The organism is Agrobacterium tumefaciens, assembly GCF_009649785.1.
In the GTDB taxonomy this organism is placed as follows: domain Bacteria; phylum Pseudomonadota; class Alphaproteobacteria; order Rhizobiales; family Rhizobiaceae; genus Agrobacterium; species Agrobacterium tumefaciens.
The window spans coordinates 74,500-87,942 of sequence record NZ_WJOK01000013.1 but is presented as its reverse complement, the minus strand read 5'-3'; the positions used below and the strand labels follow the sequence as shown (position 1 = coordinate 87,942).

At 58.2% G+C, this 13,443-nt stretch carries 16 protein-coding genes; 7 read left to right on the top strand and 9 right to left on the bottom strand.

Annotated elements, in window-relative coordinates; genetic code table 11:
- Positions 1 to 99 precede the first annotated feature (99 nt).
- Together GH784_RS15425 and GH784_RS15420 are read right to left on the bottom strand one after the other, a co-directional pair.
- A complete protein-coding gene (locus GH784_RS15425; protein WP_065660862.1) occupies positions 100 to 711 on the bottom strand; it encodes a flavin reductase family protein in 612 nt (203 codons plus the stop codon).
- On the bottom strand, positions 711 to 1,292 hold the full coding sequence (locus GH784_RS15420) for a nitroreductase family protein (protein ID WP_025593669.1): 582 nt from the start codon (positions 1,290 to 1,292) through the stop codon (positions 711 to 713). The genes GH784_RS15425 and GH784_RS15420 overlap by 1 nt, the downstream gene beginning before the upstream one ends.
- Before the next feature lie 110 nt (positions 1,293 to 1,402).
- Between GH784_RS15420 and GH784_RS15415 the strand changes: the two genes are divergently transcribed.
- The gene (locus tag GH784_RS15415; RefSeq protein ID WP_003515664.1) at positions 1,403 to 2,383 is read left to right on the top strand and encodes a hypothetical protein; all 981 of its coding nucleotides are present in this window, start codon (positions 1,403 to 1,405) and stop codon (positions 2,381 to 2,383) included.
- Positions 2,384 to 2,440: 57 nt separating this feature from the next.
- Here the strand turns inward: GH784_RS15415 and thrS are convergent, their stop codons facing one another.
- The 4 genes from thrS to GH784_RS15395 all read right to left on the bottom strand — a co-directional run bounded on the left by thrS (position 2,441) and on the right by GH784_RS15395 (position 5,903).
- Entirely contained in the window at positions 2,441 to 4,444 is a 2,004-nt protein-coding gene (gene thrS / locus GH784_RS15410) for a threonine--tRNA ligase (protein WP_065702443.1), read from the bottom strand.
- Between the two features lie 131 nt (positions 4,445 to 4,575).
- Positions 4,576 to 5,097, bottom strand: a complete 522-nt coding sequence (locus tag GH784_RS15405) for a DUF1697 domain-containing protein (RefSeq protein WP_065702442.1) — start codon at positions 5,095 to 5,097, stop codon at positions 4,576 to 4,578.
- Complete coding sequence (gene yidD, locus GH784_RS15400; protein WP_065702441.1) at positions 5,094 to 5,453, bottom strand: membrane protein insertion efficiency factor YidD; 360 nt, start codon at positions 5,451 to 5,453, stop codon at positions 5,094 to 5,096. Before yidD ends, GH784_RS15405 begins: the two co-directional genes overlap by 4 nt.
- Positions 5,454 to 5,456: 3 nt before the next feature.
- A complete protein-coding gene (locus tag GH784_RS15395) occupies positions 5,457 to 5,903 on the bottom strand; it encodes an iron-sulfur cluster assembly scaffold protein (RefSeq protein ID WP_025593674.1) in 447 nt (148 codons plus the stop codon).
- Positions 5,904 to 6,186: 283 nt separating this feature from the next.
- Here GH784_RS15395 and folE point away from each other — a divergent pair, with 283 nt between their 5' ends.
- The 3 genes from folE to GH784_RS15380 all read left to right on the top strand — a co-directional run bounded on the left by folE (position 6,187) and on the right by GH784_RS15380 (position 8,318).
- Positions 6,187 to 6,813, top strand: coding sequence for a GTP cyclohydrolase I FolE (gene folE, locus GH784_RS15390; protein ID WP_003515674.1), 627 nt, complete (start codon positions 6,187 to 6,189; stop codon positions 6,811 to 6,813).
- A 27-nt stretch (positions 6,814 to 6,840) separates the two neighbouring features.
- The gene (hisI, locus tag GH784_RS15385) at positions 6,841 to 7,293 is read left to right on the top strand and encodes a phosphoribosyl-AMP cyclohydrolase (RefSeq protein ID WP_013636306.1); all 453 of its coding nucleotides are present in this window, start codon (positions 6,841 to 6,843) and stop codon (positions 7,291 to 7,293) included.
- Between the two features lie 98 nt (positions 7,294 to 7,391).
- The gene (locus GH784_RS15380; protein ID WP_013636307.1) at positions 7,392 to 8,318 is read left to right on the top strand and encodes a patatin-like phospholipase family protein; all 927 of its coding nucleotides are present in this window, start codon (positions 7,392 to 7,394) and stop codon (positions 8,316 to 8,318) included.
- Between the two features lie 136 nt (positions 8,319 to 8,454).
- Here the strand turns inward: GH784_RS15380 and GH784_RS15375 are convergent, their stop codons facing one another.
- Both GH784_RS15375 and GH784_RS15370 read right to left on the bottom strand, forming a co-directional pair.
- Positions 8,455 to 8,889 (bottom strand): CBS domain-containing protein, encoded by a 435-nt coding sequence (locus GH784_RS15375; protein WP_003515681.1) that lies wholly within the window; start codon positions 8,887 to 8,889, stop codon positions 8,455 to 8,457.
- A gap of 154 nt (positions 8,890 to 9,043) precedes the next feature.
- A complete protein-coding gene (locus tag GH784_RS15370) occupies positions 9,044 to 9,817 on the bottom strand; it encodes a rhomboid family intramembrane serine protease (RefSeq protein WP_013636308.1) in 774 nt (257 codons plus the stop codon).
- A 359-nt stretch (positions 9,818 to 10,176) separates the two neighbouring features.
- Between GH784_RS15370 and GH784_RS15365 the strand changes: the two genes are divergently transcribed.
- From GH784_RS15365 to GH784_RS15355, 3 genes are all read left to right on the top strand, one after another.
- On the top strand, positions 10,177 to 10,734 hold the full coding sequence (locus GH784_RS15365; protein ID WP_013636309.1) for a PAS domain-containing protein: 558 nt from the start codon (positions 10,177 to 10,179) through the stop codon (positions 10,732 to 10,734).
- A 183-nt stretch (positions 10,735 to 10,917) separates the two neighbouring features.
- On the top strand, positions 10,918 to 11,535 hold the full coding sequence (locus GH784_RS15360; RefSeq protein WP_003515693.1) for a PilZ domain-containing protein: 618 nt from the start codon (positions 10,918 to 10,920) through the stop codon (positions 11,533 to 11,535).
- 755 nt (positions 11,536 to 12,290) lie between these two features.
- Positions 12,291 to 12,899 (top strand): transglutaminase-like cysteine peptidase, encoded by a 609-nt coding sequence (locus GH784_RS15355; RefSeq protein WP_019566128.1) that lies wholly within the window; start codon positions 12,291 to 12,293, stop codon positions 12,897 to 12,899.
- Positions 12,900 to 12,994: 95 nt separating this feature from the next.
- On the opposite strand, the gene GH784_RS15350 is transcribed toward GH784_RS15355, so the two are convergent.
- Positions 12,995 to 13,432 carry a DUF1489 family protein gene (locus tag GH784_RS15350; RefSeq protein WP_065702440.1) on the bottom strand — a complete coding sequence of 146 codons (438 nt, stop codon included), beginning with the start codon at positions 13,430 to 13,432 and terminating at the stop codon, positions 12,995 to 12,997.
- Positions 13,433 to 13,443: the final 11 nt, after the last annotated feature.

The window sequence follows — 13,443 nt, the reverse complement described above, 5'->3', positions numbered from 1 at the left end:
GGACGACGGCATCATTGCCGCCGCCATGTATAAAACTCTAGGCGCAAATAGTTTACGTTTGGTTCACCATAAAATTTAACAGTTGCCGGCGAAGAAGTTCTACGGCGCAGTAGACGGACGCTTCAACTGAAACACGTCGCTGCCGCCGTCGCAGTAGTCCATGTAACCCATACGGGCCACCGGACGTGCCAGTCCCATATCGATGCGACCATCACGAATGATCGTATCGTCGATGTGAATAGCCATGACCTGCCCTATCACCATCCACGAGTCCGCCGGCGTGCCGTCGATGTCCTTCAGCTGGATGATCTCGGTCACGCGGCATTCCAGAACGGCCAGCGCCTCCCCCACGAAGGGCGCATCCACCACCCGCCCGTCAACGGCAGTCAGACCGGCAAGCCGGAACTCGTCGACATCATAGTTCACCGGCGCAGAAGACGCGTTCATCCGGTCGACGAGGTGGCGGCTGACGAGGTTGGCGGTGAAGACACCGGTCTCCTCGACATTGCGAAGGCTGTCCTTGCGCCCGCTGGAGGAAAACATCACCAGCTTCGGCCGGTCCGAAATCGCGTTGAAAAACGAATAGGGCGACAGGTTGAAAGAGCCGTCCCGGCCTTTAGAACCAATCCAGCCGATCGGCCGGGGCGCGACGATAGCCTTGAACGGATCATGCGGCAGGCCGTGCTGGTTGGTGTCGGTGGTATAGAACATCAGACGTCCCCAACCCAGGTTACCACATCCGCAAGCTCCGGCCGCGGCCGCTCCACAAGCGGGAATGTCGTTGAGCCGATGTGAATATATCCGGCGACCTTCTCGTCTGCGGCAATCCCCAGTTCCGACAGGAAGGCCGGGTCGAAGGCAAGCCATTCCGTCAGCCAGTTCGCCGCATAACCATTGGCGTTGGCGGCGAAGATGAGATTGAGGCACACCGCACCGGCGGACATGATCTGTTCCCATTCCGGAATCTTGAAATGCGGCTTGGCGGTGCTGATGACGGCGATGACGACGGGAGCGCGCGTGAAGCGGGTGCGCTCCGCGTCCTGCTGCTGCAGGTCCAGTTCCGGGTTCTTCTCAAGCGCGATCCGGAGCGCTTCTTCCCCCAGACGCACGCGGTCTTCGCCGCGATAAACGATGAAGCGCCACGGCGCCAGTTTGCCATGGTCAGGCACGCGCACGGCAAGGCGCAGGATTTCCTCGATTTCCGCTTTCGATGGACCCGGCTCAGCAAGTTGCAGGGCGGGGGTGGAGCGGCGAACCTTGAGATAGTCGAGGAGCTTGATGTCACTTGTCATGATCAAAATTCTTCCATTGTGCTGTCATCGCGAAATTATGGGCCTTGAAATAGCCACGGCATTGGTTTTGAAGTGATGCGGGAAAATCAAGAAGTCAATCGGTATCGAAAATGTCGGCAATCAAAATCGCGGCACGTCTGGCCATTGCGTTCGCCGCGATCGGCGTTTTATCACAGGCAGCCTTTTCGCAAGACGCTTTCAAGGACTTCAAGCAGCTTGGCGGCACGCCTAAAATGCCGAAACTCAATGCTTTCACCGCTCCTACTGCCCCGAATGCCCCCGCAAGCACCGCCCGTGATATCGACATGGAAGCGAAACTGACGAGTGAAGGCGAAGCGGTGAAGGAAGGCCTTTCCTGGCGCGTCTTCAGCCCCATTCCGGGCGCTGACGGCAAATTGCCGATGCTGGCAAGCTCCGAGGGTGGTTCGGCGCAGTTCCATCTGGTACCCGGCGAATATTTCGTCAACGTTGCCTTCGGGCGCGCAGGTGTTACCAAGAAACTCAATGTTCCGAGCTCCGGTAATGTCCAGAAACAGGTGCTGATTCTCGATGCTGGCGGTTTCGTTCTGAATGCGATCGCGGGTTCCGACAAACAGATCTCCGCTAACCAGCTCAAATTTTCCGTCTATTCCTCCGACGCCCGACCGGATGGCGAGCGCGGCCTTGTCATGGCCGACATCAAGCCCAACACCGTCGTTCGCCTCAATGCCGGCACCTATCATGTCGTTTCCGAATACGGCAACGTCAATGCGGTGGTGCGCGCCGATATTCAGGTGGAGGCAGGCAAGCTGACCGAAGCGACCCTGCAGCATCAGGCGGCACAGATCACGCTCAAGCTCGTCTCTGAACAGGGCGGCGAAGCAATTGCCGATACGGCCTGGTCAGTGTTGAACGGCGGCGGCGACGTTGTGAACGAAAGCGTCAGCGCGTTTTCGACCATGGTTCTGGCGGAAGGCGAATATACCGCCATGGCCCGAAACAAGGACAAGGTCTACCAGCGCAACTTCAAGGTCACGTCCGGCCGGGACGCCGATGTGGAAGTGCTGATGAAGGATCAGGCGCCGGAAGACATGACCGGCGATTTCGAATAGGCCTCACTACCCTCAGCCAGTAACGAAAACGGCCCCCGAAGGGGCCGTTGTCTTTTGTCACGCAACCTGCTTCTTCGCCGCAAGCTTGCGCTTTACATCCGGCGGCGTCGCCTCTTCCACGAGGCTTGTAATCGCGTCTTCGAGCGACATCGGCGTCTGGTTCTGGGAACCGAGACGGCGGATGTTGACAGTGCGCTCTTCCGCTTCCTTGCGTCCGCAGACGATGATGACCGGCACCTTGGTCACCGAGTGCTCGCGGACCTTGTAGTTGATCTTCTCGTTGCGGAAGTCGGTTTCGACAGCCATGCCCGCCTCGCGCAGTGCTTCGGCAACCTCGCGGCCATAATCGTCCGCATCCGAAGTGATCGTCGCGACCACGACCTGAAGCGGCGCGAACCACAATGGCATGTGACCGGCAAAGTTCTCGATCAGGATACCAAGGAAGCGCTCCATCGAGCCGCAGATGGCGCGATGGATCATCACCGGCTGCGTCTTTTCGGAGTTCTGGTCGATATAGAAGGCGCCGAAACGTTCCGGCAGGTTGAAGTCCACCTGCGTCGTGCCGCACTGCCATTCACGACCGATGGCATCCTTCAGCGTATATTCGAACTTTGGCCCGTAGAAAGCGCCCTCGCCCGGCAGAATGCCGGTCTTGATGCGGCCGCCGGACTGTTCCTCGATGGTCTTCAGAACCTCCATCATGACGCTTTCGGCACGGTCCCAGAGATCGTCGGAACCGACACGCTTTTCCGGGCGGGTCGAAAGCTTGACGACGATCTCGCTGAAACCGAAATCCTCATAGACCGAGAGGATCAGGTCGTTGATGCGCAGGCATTCCGCAGCCATCTGCTCTTCCGTGCAGAAGACATGCGCATCGTCCTGCGTGAAGCCGCGAACGCGCATCAGGCCATGCAGTGCACCTGAAGCCTCGTAGCGATGGACATTGCCAAATTCAGCAAGGCGAACGGGCATTTCGCGGTAAGACTTCAAGCCATGCTTGAAGATCTGCACGTGGCCGGGGCAGTTCATCGGCTTCAAGGCAAAGACGCGCTGGTCCGCATCCTCGTCATCGGGATGGGTAAAGGCATGGGCGGATTTCACCGCGAACATGTTTTCCTGATACCAACCCCAGTGACCGGAGGTTTCCCACAACGACTTGTCCAGCACCTGCGGCGCGTTGACTTCCTGATAGGTATTGGCAAGCCGACGGCGCATATAGGCCGTCAGCGTCTGGAACATGCGCCAGCCCTTGCCGTGCCAGAAGACCACGCCCGGACCTTCTTCCTGGAAATGGAACAGGTCCATTTCCCGGCCAAGACGGCGGTGGTCGCGCTTTTCGGCTTCGGCCAGAACGTGCAGGTAATTGTCCAGCTCTTCCTGCGTCGCCCAGGCGGTGCCGTAGATGCGCGACAGCATCGCATTGTTGCTGTCACCACGCCAATAGGCGCCGGCTACCTTCATCAGCTTAAAGGCCGTACCGACCTGACCCGTGGACGCCATATGCGGGCCGCGGCAAAGATCGAACCAGTCGCCCTGATAATAGATCTTCAGATCCTGACCTTCGGGAATGGCATCGACCAGCTCAACCTTGTAGTTTTCGCCCTTTGCGGCAAACACTTCCTTGGCCTTCTCGCGCGACCAGACTTCGCGGGTAAACGGCTTGTTGCGCTGAATGATCTCCTTCATCCGCTTTTCGATCTTCGGCAGATCTTCCGGCGTAAAAGGTTCGTTCTTGGCAAAGTCGTAATAGAAGCCATTCTCGATGACAGGGCCGATCGTCACCTGCGTGCCGGGCCACAACTCCTGCACGGCCTCGGCCATGATGTGGGCGGCATCGTGGCGGATGAGTTCCAGCGCGCGGCTGTCCTCACGCGTGACGATTTCTATCTTGCCATCGGTGATTGGCTCGGACAAATCGCGCACGGTGCCATCAAGCGCAATGGCGACAGCCTTCTTCGCAAGCGATTTGGAGATGGATTCGGCGACCTCGCGGCCGGTCGTGCCGGCGGGATAGCTGCGTACGGAACCATCGGGAAATGTAAGGGAAACGGTTTGTGACATCGTCGAATGCTCCTGATCCAGTCCCGCCAACGAATGCGGGTGGTGTTGGAATAAAAAGAACGCCCTCTTTCGCAGATGGGCAGGCAGGCTGATAAAGAATTTTGCCGTTCCAGTCAAAGGTGAACGGCGGCTCAGCGAAGCATTTCGGCAATTCCATTGACGGTATTGGCGTTGCGGGTCGTGCCGATGCCGAGCTTCTTCGTGGTCAACGCAGAGAGAAGCCGGCTTTCGCTTGGCTTGCCGCAAAAGTCGATCCACAGGTCACCGCCGACAATGGCGATCTTTTCCTTCTGGCGGTACTTCTCCAAGAGTCCAAGATAATCCCCGGCAAGCGGCTTGCGCATCACCCTTACGCAGACATCCGGTGGATTGCCATCCGGAAACGGGTTTGTGGCAGTCAGGGCCAGCCAATCAGACGCTGAGCGAACGAGAATATCGACGTGTTTGCCGAACCGTTTTTCAAAGGCACGCTCCAACGCCTCCTCGATTTCGCAGACAGGCGCCTCCGGTGCACGGAAGACCAGATTTCCGGTCGCAACCAGCGTCCTGCATTCCTCAAAGCCCAGCTCCTGCGCCATTTCACGCAGATCGGCCATGATGAGCCGCTTGCCCGCCCCGAGCACGATGCTGTGCAGAAGAGCGACATAGGTCATCGATGCAGCATCCAATACCGCCAGGGCGTCCACCAGTGCTTGTCAGCGGCCAGCGTTTCCGGCACGGGGTCCAGCCCGCTGGTGCCGCCCGGACCGCAACGCGCGACGCGAAATAGCGTCATCCACCCGCCCGGCCAAAGGCCGTGGCGGGCGATCGCCTCATACCCATATTCGGAACAGGTAGGAATGTGGCGGCAGGAATTGCCGACGAAACCCGACAAAGTCAGCTGATAGAGCCGGATGAAGCCAACGCCGAAAAGACGGCCTGGGGTCTTCGCAAACACTCCCCCCCAGTTGCGGGATCGCCCGACCTTATCCCCCGTCTTCTGATGTCCGCAGTCCGGTTCACCGCACATCGCCTAACCCGCAGCGTTCAGAACCGGCCGGGCTTCGATCTGGTCGAGAGCATCGACGACCGCTTCGAAGGTCAGCATGGTCGAGGCGTGGCGTGCCTTGAAATCCCGGACGGGTGAAAGCACCCGCATATCCTCGAAACGGCCTGTCGGCCCCTCGCCGCCCTGTTTCAGCATGGCAAGCATGTCTTCCCGCGCCTGCCGGATCTCACCGCTGGAAGCGCCGACGACATGATGCGCCATGATCGAGGCGGATGCCTGGCCGAGCGCGCACGCGCGAACCTCATGTGAAAAAGCCGTGACAATGCCGCCTTCCACCTTCAGATAGACCTTGAGTTTGGAGCCGCACAGCCGCGAGTGTTTTTCAGCGCTGGCATCGGCATCATCAAGCACGCCGGTCAGCGGAATATTTCCGGCAAATTCCAGAATTCGGTTGTTGTAGATATCGTCCATCATCAGGTATCCGGCGTTCAAGAATGCCCAAAAACGGGACAGGATATTTTTTTCAAACACAGCGTTTGTCGCAGTGGAGCTTTCCTGCCCTTCATTCCCATTATATGCTAACGAGCTTTCTGGACATCAAGCCGATATGAAATTAACGGCTCCGATACCGAAATATCAGCATCGGCCTTGCCAAAATGCTGTAAAACAACCAGATAGCAGCAACGGTGGACGAAGTCCCCGCTACGAAAAACAAAGTTCAGGTGCGGCCTTGACCCGCATCGGGAGAGACGGAATGGATGCGATCGTGAAGAATTTCCCCGGCGCTGGCGCAAAACCCGATGTGGCAGAGGCTCGCCCAAGCCAGACGGAAGCGGAAGAAGCAGTGCGCGTTCTTCTGCGCTGGGCAGGAGAAAATCCCGCCCGCGAAGGACTCCTGGACACGCCGAAGCGGGTTGCCAAGGCCTATCGCGAACTCTTCGCCGGTTACGAGCTGAACGTCCAGGACGTTCTCGGCACGACCTTCGAGGAAGTTGGCGGTTATGACGATGTGGTGCTGGTGCGCGACATCCCCTTCTTCTCCCATTGCGAACACCACATGGTTCCGATCGTCGGCAAGGCGCATGTCGCCTATCTTCCGGCTGGGCGCGTGCTCGGCCTGTCGAAGATCGCCCGCGTCGTTGAAATCTTTGGCCGCCGCCTGCAGACGCAGGAAAACATGACCGCGCAGATCGCAAGATCCATCGAGGAAACCCTGAAGCCGCGCGGCGTGGCCGTCATGATCGACGCCGAACATATGTGCATGTCCATGCGCGGCGTAAACAAGCAGGGGTCCACGACCCTCACCACCAGCTTCACCGGCACCTTCAAGAACGACCCGGCGGAGCAGGTGCGCTTCATGACCATGGTGCGGAACCGCTGACGGTTCCGCTTTTTCCCCGGGGTAGCAATGTCCATTTCGTTTCCGTCTGCGCCTGCGGACAAGGAAGTGCTTGAAAATTCAGGTCTCTTCTCACCGAAATTCGATGCCCACGGCCTTGTCACCGCCGTGGTCACCGATGCGCGTGATGGTGAATTGCTGATGGTCGCCCATATGAATGCGCAAGCCCTGTCGCTGACGCTGGAAACGGGCATCGCCCACTATTACAGCCGCTCGCGCGACAAGATCTGGAAAAAGGGTGAAACCTCCGGCAACCTGCAGACGGTGAAGGAATTCCGCACCGATTGCGATCAGGACGCCGTATGGCTGAAGGTCTCCGTCGCCGGTCATGACGCAACCTGCCATACCGGCCGCCGCTCCTGCTTCTACCGCACGGTCGAGTTGGCCGATGGCAATGCCGTCACCAGAATCACCGACGATACCCGCCATTTCGACCCGGCGACTACCTATTCAGGCACGTGAACGGCCACCTTCCATCCGCCGCACCAATTTGCTACCAATAATTCAGGATTCGGGGAGGAACAGACCGGGTCCTGGGAGCAGGCAGGGAGTGTACGGTCATGTTGGGCTGGGGAAGCAATCGTCATAGTGCTCTTGCGGCTGGCAGCACCGAAACAATCGTCAACGAGATCGTTGATACGCGCCGGATTGCGCTTGCGCTCGGCGGTGGCGCTGCGCGCGGCTGGGCACATATCGGCGTCCTGAGGGCACTAGACGAAGCCGGTGTAAAAATCGGCATGATTGCCGGAACCTCGATAGGCGCGCTGGTCGGCGGTTGTTATCTCGCCGGAAAGCTCGACGAGCTGGAGGAATTTGCCCGTTCGCTGACGATGCGGCGCATTGCCGGCCTGCTCGATCTAACGATTGGCGGCGGCGGTCTCTTCGGCGGCATGCGGCTGACCAAGCGCATGCAGGAGCATCTCGAAGGCTTGCGCGTCGAAAACCTCGAGCACCCTTTCATCGCCGTCGCCACGGAATTGCGCACCGGACACGAGGTCTGGATTCACCAGGGCGACCTCGTCACCGCACTGCGCTCATCCTATGCGTTGCCGGGCATTTTCGAGCCCGTGCAATGCAACGGCCGCACCCTGATCGACGGCGCTCTCGTCAACCCCGTGCCGGTTTCGGTCTGCAGGGCCTATGAGCAGGCGCTCGTCGTCGCCGTCAATCTCAATTACGATCTGTTCGGCCGCTCTGCCGTGGTCAAACATTCCTCTTCGCCCCCGAATGGCGCAGCACCTTCCCTGGAAGGTCCGCCGCGCCCCGGCCTGCCGGGTGTCATGGTGCAGGCCTTCAATATCATTCAGGACCGGATTTCGCGCTCGCGTCTGGCGGGCGACCCGCCCGACCTTATGCTGCATCCCCGTATCAACGATATCGGCCTGTCAGAATTCCATCGCGCCAGCGAAGCCATCGACAGGGGATACGAGGAAACACGCGCCCGCGTTCCCGAGCTGGAGCGCATGCAGCAGGCGTTCCGACGCTAACGTACACTACAAATATTCGTGCTGAGCATTCCAGCTTGCGGTAGCCGCAGCCTCCTAGTCCGTCATTCCTGCGCGTGTCACAGGAATGACGGAGTCGTTTCGAAATGACTATTGCGGACGCGCCGGAAACGAAACCTCATCCGGCGATATAGGCCTTGATATGTTCGGCTTCCGCCTCGATCTCGCCGATCCGCGCCTTTACCACGTCACCGATGGAGATGATGCCGGCCAGACGACCGTCGTCCTCAACCGGAATATGGCGGAACCGCCCTCCGGTCATGATTTCCATCAATTCGTCGGTGGTGGAATTGTGATGACAGCGGATGACGTTCTTCGTCATGGCCACCGAAACGGATTGCAGAAGGGAGGCAGCGCCCTCGCCTGCCACGACCTTCACCAGATCGCGTTCCGTGAAAATACCGAGAACAACGCCGTCGGCATCGGTCACGACGAGTGCGCCGATCTTGTGCGCATTCAGCGTTGCTGCCGCCTCGCCGATGCTTACGCTCGGTCCCACAGTCACGACATTCCGGCCCTTGCGGTCGAGAAGATCTTTTACGAATGTTGCCATGCCTTCCTCCTCCTGTCAGCAATCTGCAACGCGGCGAAGTCTCTCCGCGGTTGCAAATCATGGAACATGGTGCGCTGAGGCCTATGCGAATGCAATCCCGGATGGGACCTGCACAAGCAAATTTGCGCCACGGCCGACAAGGAGCGTGATCGCCCTAGAGCGGGTGTTCCACACTTCCACTGGAAAGGTTCCCGCGGATCGGGCGATCAAACAGGCCGAAGAACAGGAAGCCGAGCAGAAAGCCGAAGACATGGGCATCCCAGGCGACTTCGCCGCCGACATCGCCAAACAGCGGCACGCCGACCGCGATCAGGACATTGCCGAAAAGCCACATCAGCGTGAAGATCAGCACGGTCCTGTTCGAAAGCGCCGCGACAATGCTCTGCCTCGGCATCAGATGGCCGAAAGAGGCGCTGTAGCCGCCGCGCGACGGGAAAGCGAAACGGCATGCGGCTCCCATCAGGGCCGAAACGACACCAGATGCTCCGATCAGAACCGTCACATCGCCCCAGTTCAGCGCCGCGTGGCCAAAAGCTGAAACGGCGGCGGATATGCACCATAACAGCACGAAGCGAAGCGTTCCGATCCGGCGCAGAACCGGCGCGCCAAAGGCCATCAACCACAATCCGTTAAAAAGAATATGCTCGATGCCGCCGTGCAAAAAAGAATATGTCACTGGCGTCCAGAGCCATTCCAGCCCCTGCTGGGATAATGGCACCGCGTAACGCAGCGGAATGAAGCCGAAGGTGAAGATGAACCAGCCGTTGCCATCCTCCGAAAGAAGATAGGCCGGAACCACGAAGGCCAAGAGCAGCGCCGCCAATATGCCGACCAGAAGCGGCGGCAGGTTGAAGACGGGATTATGTGCGTCCTCTTTCAGTTCCTGACTTTCCGAAACCGGCGGCTGTTCGCCGTCGCCGTTGGACATGATTCCATCCCTGTTTTTGTGGAAATTTGCGTCCCCCGAGCAATATAGGAAGCCCAGGCGAAAAAAAAGCCGTCCTGCCTTTCGAGCCACGACGCAAAAACCGCAATCGGTTCAAGCGCCTGTACCCAGGGGCAGTCCGGCCTGCGCGCCCGCCGTAAAGTTACGGGCGAAAGCATCAATTGTGCTGACTGGGAGCATGTCCCCGACATGGCCGCAGCGATGCCACGACCTTGGTCGCCGCGCAATCTCAACCATTTGTTAACCTTAACAAAATCGGTTGGCATGAAATTCGCTACACCACAAGTATCAGACGTTCGGATGGACATGATGTCCCAAAAACGAACATGGAGAACGATGCTATGAAGAGCATGGCCGGACTGGAGATATATGCCTATTGGGACACGCTGCGCGGCAATAAACCTGCGCCCCGCCGAGAAGACTTCGATCCCGCAAAGCTGAAACATCATCTCGGCGACCTCTTTATCCTGACGGACAAGGGAGAAAGAACGCCATTCTTCCGCCTTGCAGGCACGCACCTGTGCGACCTGTTCGGCCGGGAATTGCGCGACAGCCCGTTCTCGGATCTGTGGCCAGCGGCAAGTGCCACCTTCCCCTGCCGTGTCGCACGCGGCATCCTGCAACATCAATTGCCCGTGGTGTTCGATATCGAAGCGGAGGACGACCATGGCGCGGCGCCGCTTGCTTTCGAAATGCTGCTCTTGCCACTAAGTTCGGATAATGACACAGCCCCGAGATTGCTCGGAGCGCTGCTGCCGGAACGGCCCCGTCACGAATTCGCAGCACCGATCAGTTGCCTCGTCATGAAAAGCAGCCGCCTGCTACGCATGGATATCGCGCCGACAACGTATTCTACGAATGCGCGAACCGCTGTCATGCCGCATGCGGTAACCCGCTGACTGCCGCATCCCACCCCGCATGGTGAGGGTGGATCGCGTATGATCGCGCCGGAATTTCGTACGAAATACGTCAAAGCTGTAACGATTTTGACGATTGCAAAAATTGTAAGGGTTAAACAATACAGTCTGTTAACCCGGGCGGCGTAGAGATTTGTCATCATCACTGGTTACAATTGCGCTGCCATGTTCTCATCACGTTCGGTCAACACTGCCCAAACCCTGCGTCCGGTTGAAGAGGTTCACTTCGACGATCCCGTCCGTGTGTCCTTCACCGGCCGCCTCATGTTGCCCGATCACCAGGAATATGATTGCACCGCAACCGAGATGACCGCCGAAAGAGCGCTGTTCGCCTGCTCGGGCATTGCGCGCAACGGTGATCGCGTCATCTCCTATCTGCAGCATATCGGTCGCATCGAAGGAACGGTTACGGCGCTTACCGCGTCAGGCTTCGTCATTGCCATCAATGCGCCCGAACGCAAGCGGGAAAAGCTGGCCGCCCAGCTCGCATGGATCGCCAAGCGCCAGCTGCTCGGCCTGCCGGAAGACCGCCGCCACGACCGCCTGACACCACGCAATACCCGGGCACATCTGATGCTGGAAGACGGCGTGCTTCTCGCCTGCCGGCTGATCGACCTTTCCTTGTCGGGCGCAGCCATCGAGATCGAAAACCGGCCTCCACTCGGCACCAGGGTCCAGCTTGGCAAGAACATGAGCGGCAAGATCGTACGCCACTTCATGGAAGGCGTTGCGGTCGAATTCGACCGGGTCCAGTCGCCCGACGCCCTGATCGAATTTCTCTAGGTCATTTCCCGTAATACCATGGAGCGGTATGTCCGTGCGGCAAGTGCGGCATTCGCCAGATCTTGTCACGGCTATCGCTTTCAGGCGCTCCGGCCGTGAGCCGAAATACAGCCAGCACAGGTCTCTGCGCCTAAAGAGCTTTTCCCGCCACGCAGGCGCACATCGATCCGATTCCGGCTCAAGGCCGGAATGATGGGAGCAGACTGCTTTCGTCTACAAAAATGCCGCTCGTGCATTTGCGCTGACAGTTTAAAATACTGCTTTCCCGCATTGTGGATTCCGTTGAAGCTGACTTCCGTGCTATCCGGTCAGAGTGCCCGGCGCACTCCATTTCGCGTTAGTTCTTGCGCAAAACCGCACTGGAAAATCCCGCTCCAGGCATTTTTTCCAAGAAAAAAACAGTTTTCTTGAAGTTTTTTTCGCTGCCTTTTTGCCCTGTCCCGACTTGAAACACCAATCCCAAAACGGGAAATGCGCGTCTTCGATACGCTCCGCGGCCTGACTACCCAGCATCGCAAAAATATCTCTGTGGCGAAAATCGCTTTCAATACAGCGGCCTAAATGGCTACCAAAAACTTAAGGTCGAGATGCGTAAAATTGTAATAAAATTTGCTTCAAAAACGCGTAAAAACTAACTCGAATACAGTTCAAAACAAGCGCTAATTTGCTGAAATATAAGCTCAAATTGACACGCGCATCTTTCCGCGGGGTCAAAATATACATGCGAGTGTCTCCTCAACACGGGGAGACAAGCAATGAACAAAAACAACCGTTTCGGTTTCTTTCTGATCGCATTCATCGTCAGCGCCATCGCCCATCAGGCCAGCGCTTCGCCATCCGCCGCCATGCGCGTGATTGGCAAGGCCAACCCGCCGATCGGCCACTACGAGTTCTGCCAGACCTATCAGAGCGAATGCCAGCCGACATCGCTGGACAACGGCCCGATGAAACTGACCGAAGAGCGCTGGAAGACGATGCTGGACGTCAACTATACCGCCAACACCACGATCACGCCGATGACCGACATGGAAATCTACGGCGTCGAAGAGCGCTGGGCCTACCCCACCACGGTCGGCGATTGCGAAGATTTCGTGCTTCTGAAGCGCAAAATGCTGATGAACAAGGGCTTCTCCGCCAACAACCTGCTGATCACGGTTGTTCTGCAGCCGAATGGCGAAGGCCATGCAGTTCTAACCGTTCGCACCGATCGCGGTGATTTCGTCCTCGACAACATGCGCAACAAGGTCATGAACTGGTCGGAGACCGAATATACCTACCTGAAGCGTCAGGACACCGCCAATCCCGGACGCTGGGTGAAAATACAGGATGGCCGCGCCACCACTGCGGTTGGCGGCATCAACTGAAGCCATCCAAACCCACGCAAATACCGTCTCCCCAAATGATAAAGCCGGCTCCGCAAGGAAGCAGGCTTTTTCATTTCAATCACATCCATTGACGATTAGAGCAGGCCTAGCTCGGCTAGTTCCCGCTTGAGGTCGGAGGGCATCTCCTCGCCGCCGAAATCACCGCCGCCGAGATCGCGTGGGGCATCGTTGTCCTTGAGGTAGCGCCAGCCCTGAAACGGCCGCTTCGGCGCAGGCGACGTCTCGATCACCTCGGGGCCGAGAATGAGATCGCAGCGGGTAATCCCGTCGTCGCCCTTGAAGGAACGTATGTCGAGAAGTTTCTGCCGTGCCTGCACCTGGCCCTTGATGACCCAATAGAGCGAACCGCCTTCCAGCAATTCTTCAAGCCGTTTCGGGATCATCCGCGTGGTGTGGACGCTGTGCGGCTCAAGGCCAGCGGCGATCGCGGTCAGCGAGCGATGCGCGACCCAGTCTCTCAAATCCTGGAGTGAATCCGCGCCGACGCAAAGTTTTATAAGATGTAGAGGCATGTGCTTATCAA

What these genes read in the sequence shown, in the direction of transcription:
- GH784_RS15425 (WP_065660862.1), bottom strand. Translation starts at nt 711, where the DNA reads ATGTTCTATACCACCGACACCAACCAGCACGGCCTGCCGCATGATCCG.
- GH784_RS15420 (WP_025593669.1), bottom strand. Translation starts at nt 1,292, where the DNA reads ATGACAAGTGACATCAAGCTCCTCGACTATCTCAAGGTTCGCCGCTCC.
- GH784_RS15415 (WP_003515664.1), top strand. Translation starts at nt 1,403, where the DNA reads ATGTCGGCAATCAAAATCGCGGCACGTCTGGCCATTGCGTTCGCCGCG.
- thrS (WP_065702443.1), bottom strand. Translation starts at nt 4,444, where the DNA reads ATGTCACAAACCGTTTCCCTTACATTTCCCGATGGTTCCGTACGCAGC.
- GH784_RS15405 (WP_065702442.1), bottom strand. Translation starts at nt 5,097, where the DNA reads ATGACCTATGTCGCTCTTCTGCACAGCATCGTGCTCGGGGCGGGCAAG.
- yidD (WP_065702441.1), bottom strand. Translation starts at nt 5,453, where the DNA reads ATGTGCGGTGAACCGGACTGCGGACATCAGAAGACGGGGGATAAGGTC.
- GH784_RS15395 (WP_025593674.1), bottom strand. Translation starts at nt 5,903, where the DNA reads ATGGACGATATCTACAACAACCGAATTCTGGAATTTGCCGGAAATATT.
- folE (WP_003515674.1), top strand. Translation starts at nt 6,187, where the DNA reads ATGGATGCGATCGTGAAGAATTTCCCCGGCGCTGGCGCAAAACCCGAT.
- hisI (WP_013636306.1), top strand. Translation starts at nt 6,841, where the DNA reads ATGTCCATTTCGTTTCCGTCTGCGCCTGCGGACAAGGAAGTGCTTGAA.
- GH784_RS15380 (WP_013636307.1), top strand. Translation starts at nt 7,392, where the DNA reads ATGTTGGGCTGGGGAAGCAATCGTCATAGTGCTCTTGCGGCTGGCAGC.
- GH784_RS15375 (WP_003515681.1), bottom strand. Translation starts at nt 8,889, where the DNA reads ATGGCAACATTCGTAAAAGATCTTCTCGACCGCAAGGGCCGGAATGTC.
- GH784_RS15370 (WP_013636308.1), bottom strand. Translation starts at nt 9,817, where the DNA reads ATGTCCAACGGCGACGGCGAACAGCCGCCGGTTTCGGAAAGTCAGGAA.
- GH784_RS15365 (WP_013636309.1), top strand. Translation starts at nt 10,177, where the DNA reads ATGAAGAGCATGGCCGGACTGGAGATATATGCCTATTGGGACACGCTG.
- GH784_RS15360 (WP_003515693.1), top strand. Translation starts at nt 10,918, where the DNA reads ATGTTCTCATCACGTTCGGTCAACACTGCCCAAACCCTGCGTCCGGTT.
- GH784_RS15355 (WP_019566128.1), top strand. Translation starts at nt 12,291, where the DNA reads ATGAACAAAAACAACCGTTTCGGTTTCTTTCTGATCGCATTCATCGTC.
- GH784_RS15350 (WP_065702440.1), bottom strand. Translation starts at nt 13,432, where the DNA reads ATGCCTCTACATCTTATAAAACTTTGCGTCGGCGCGGATTCACTCCAG.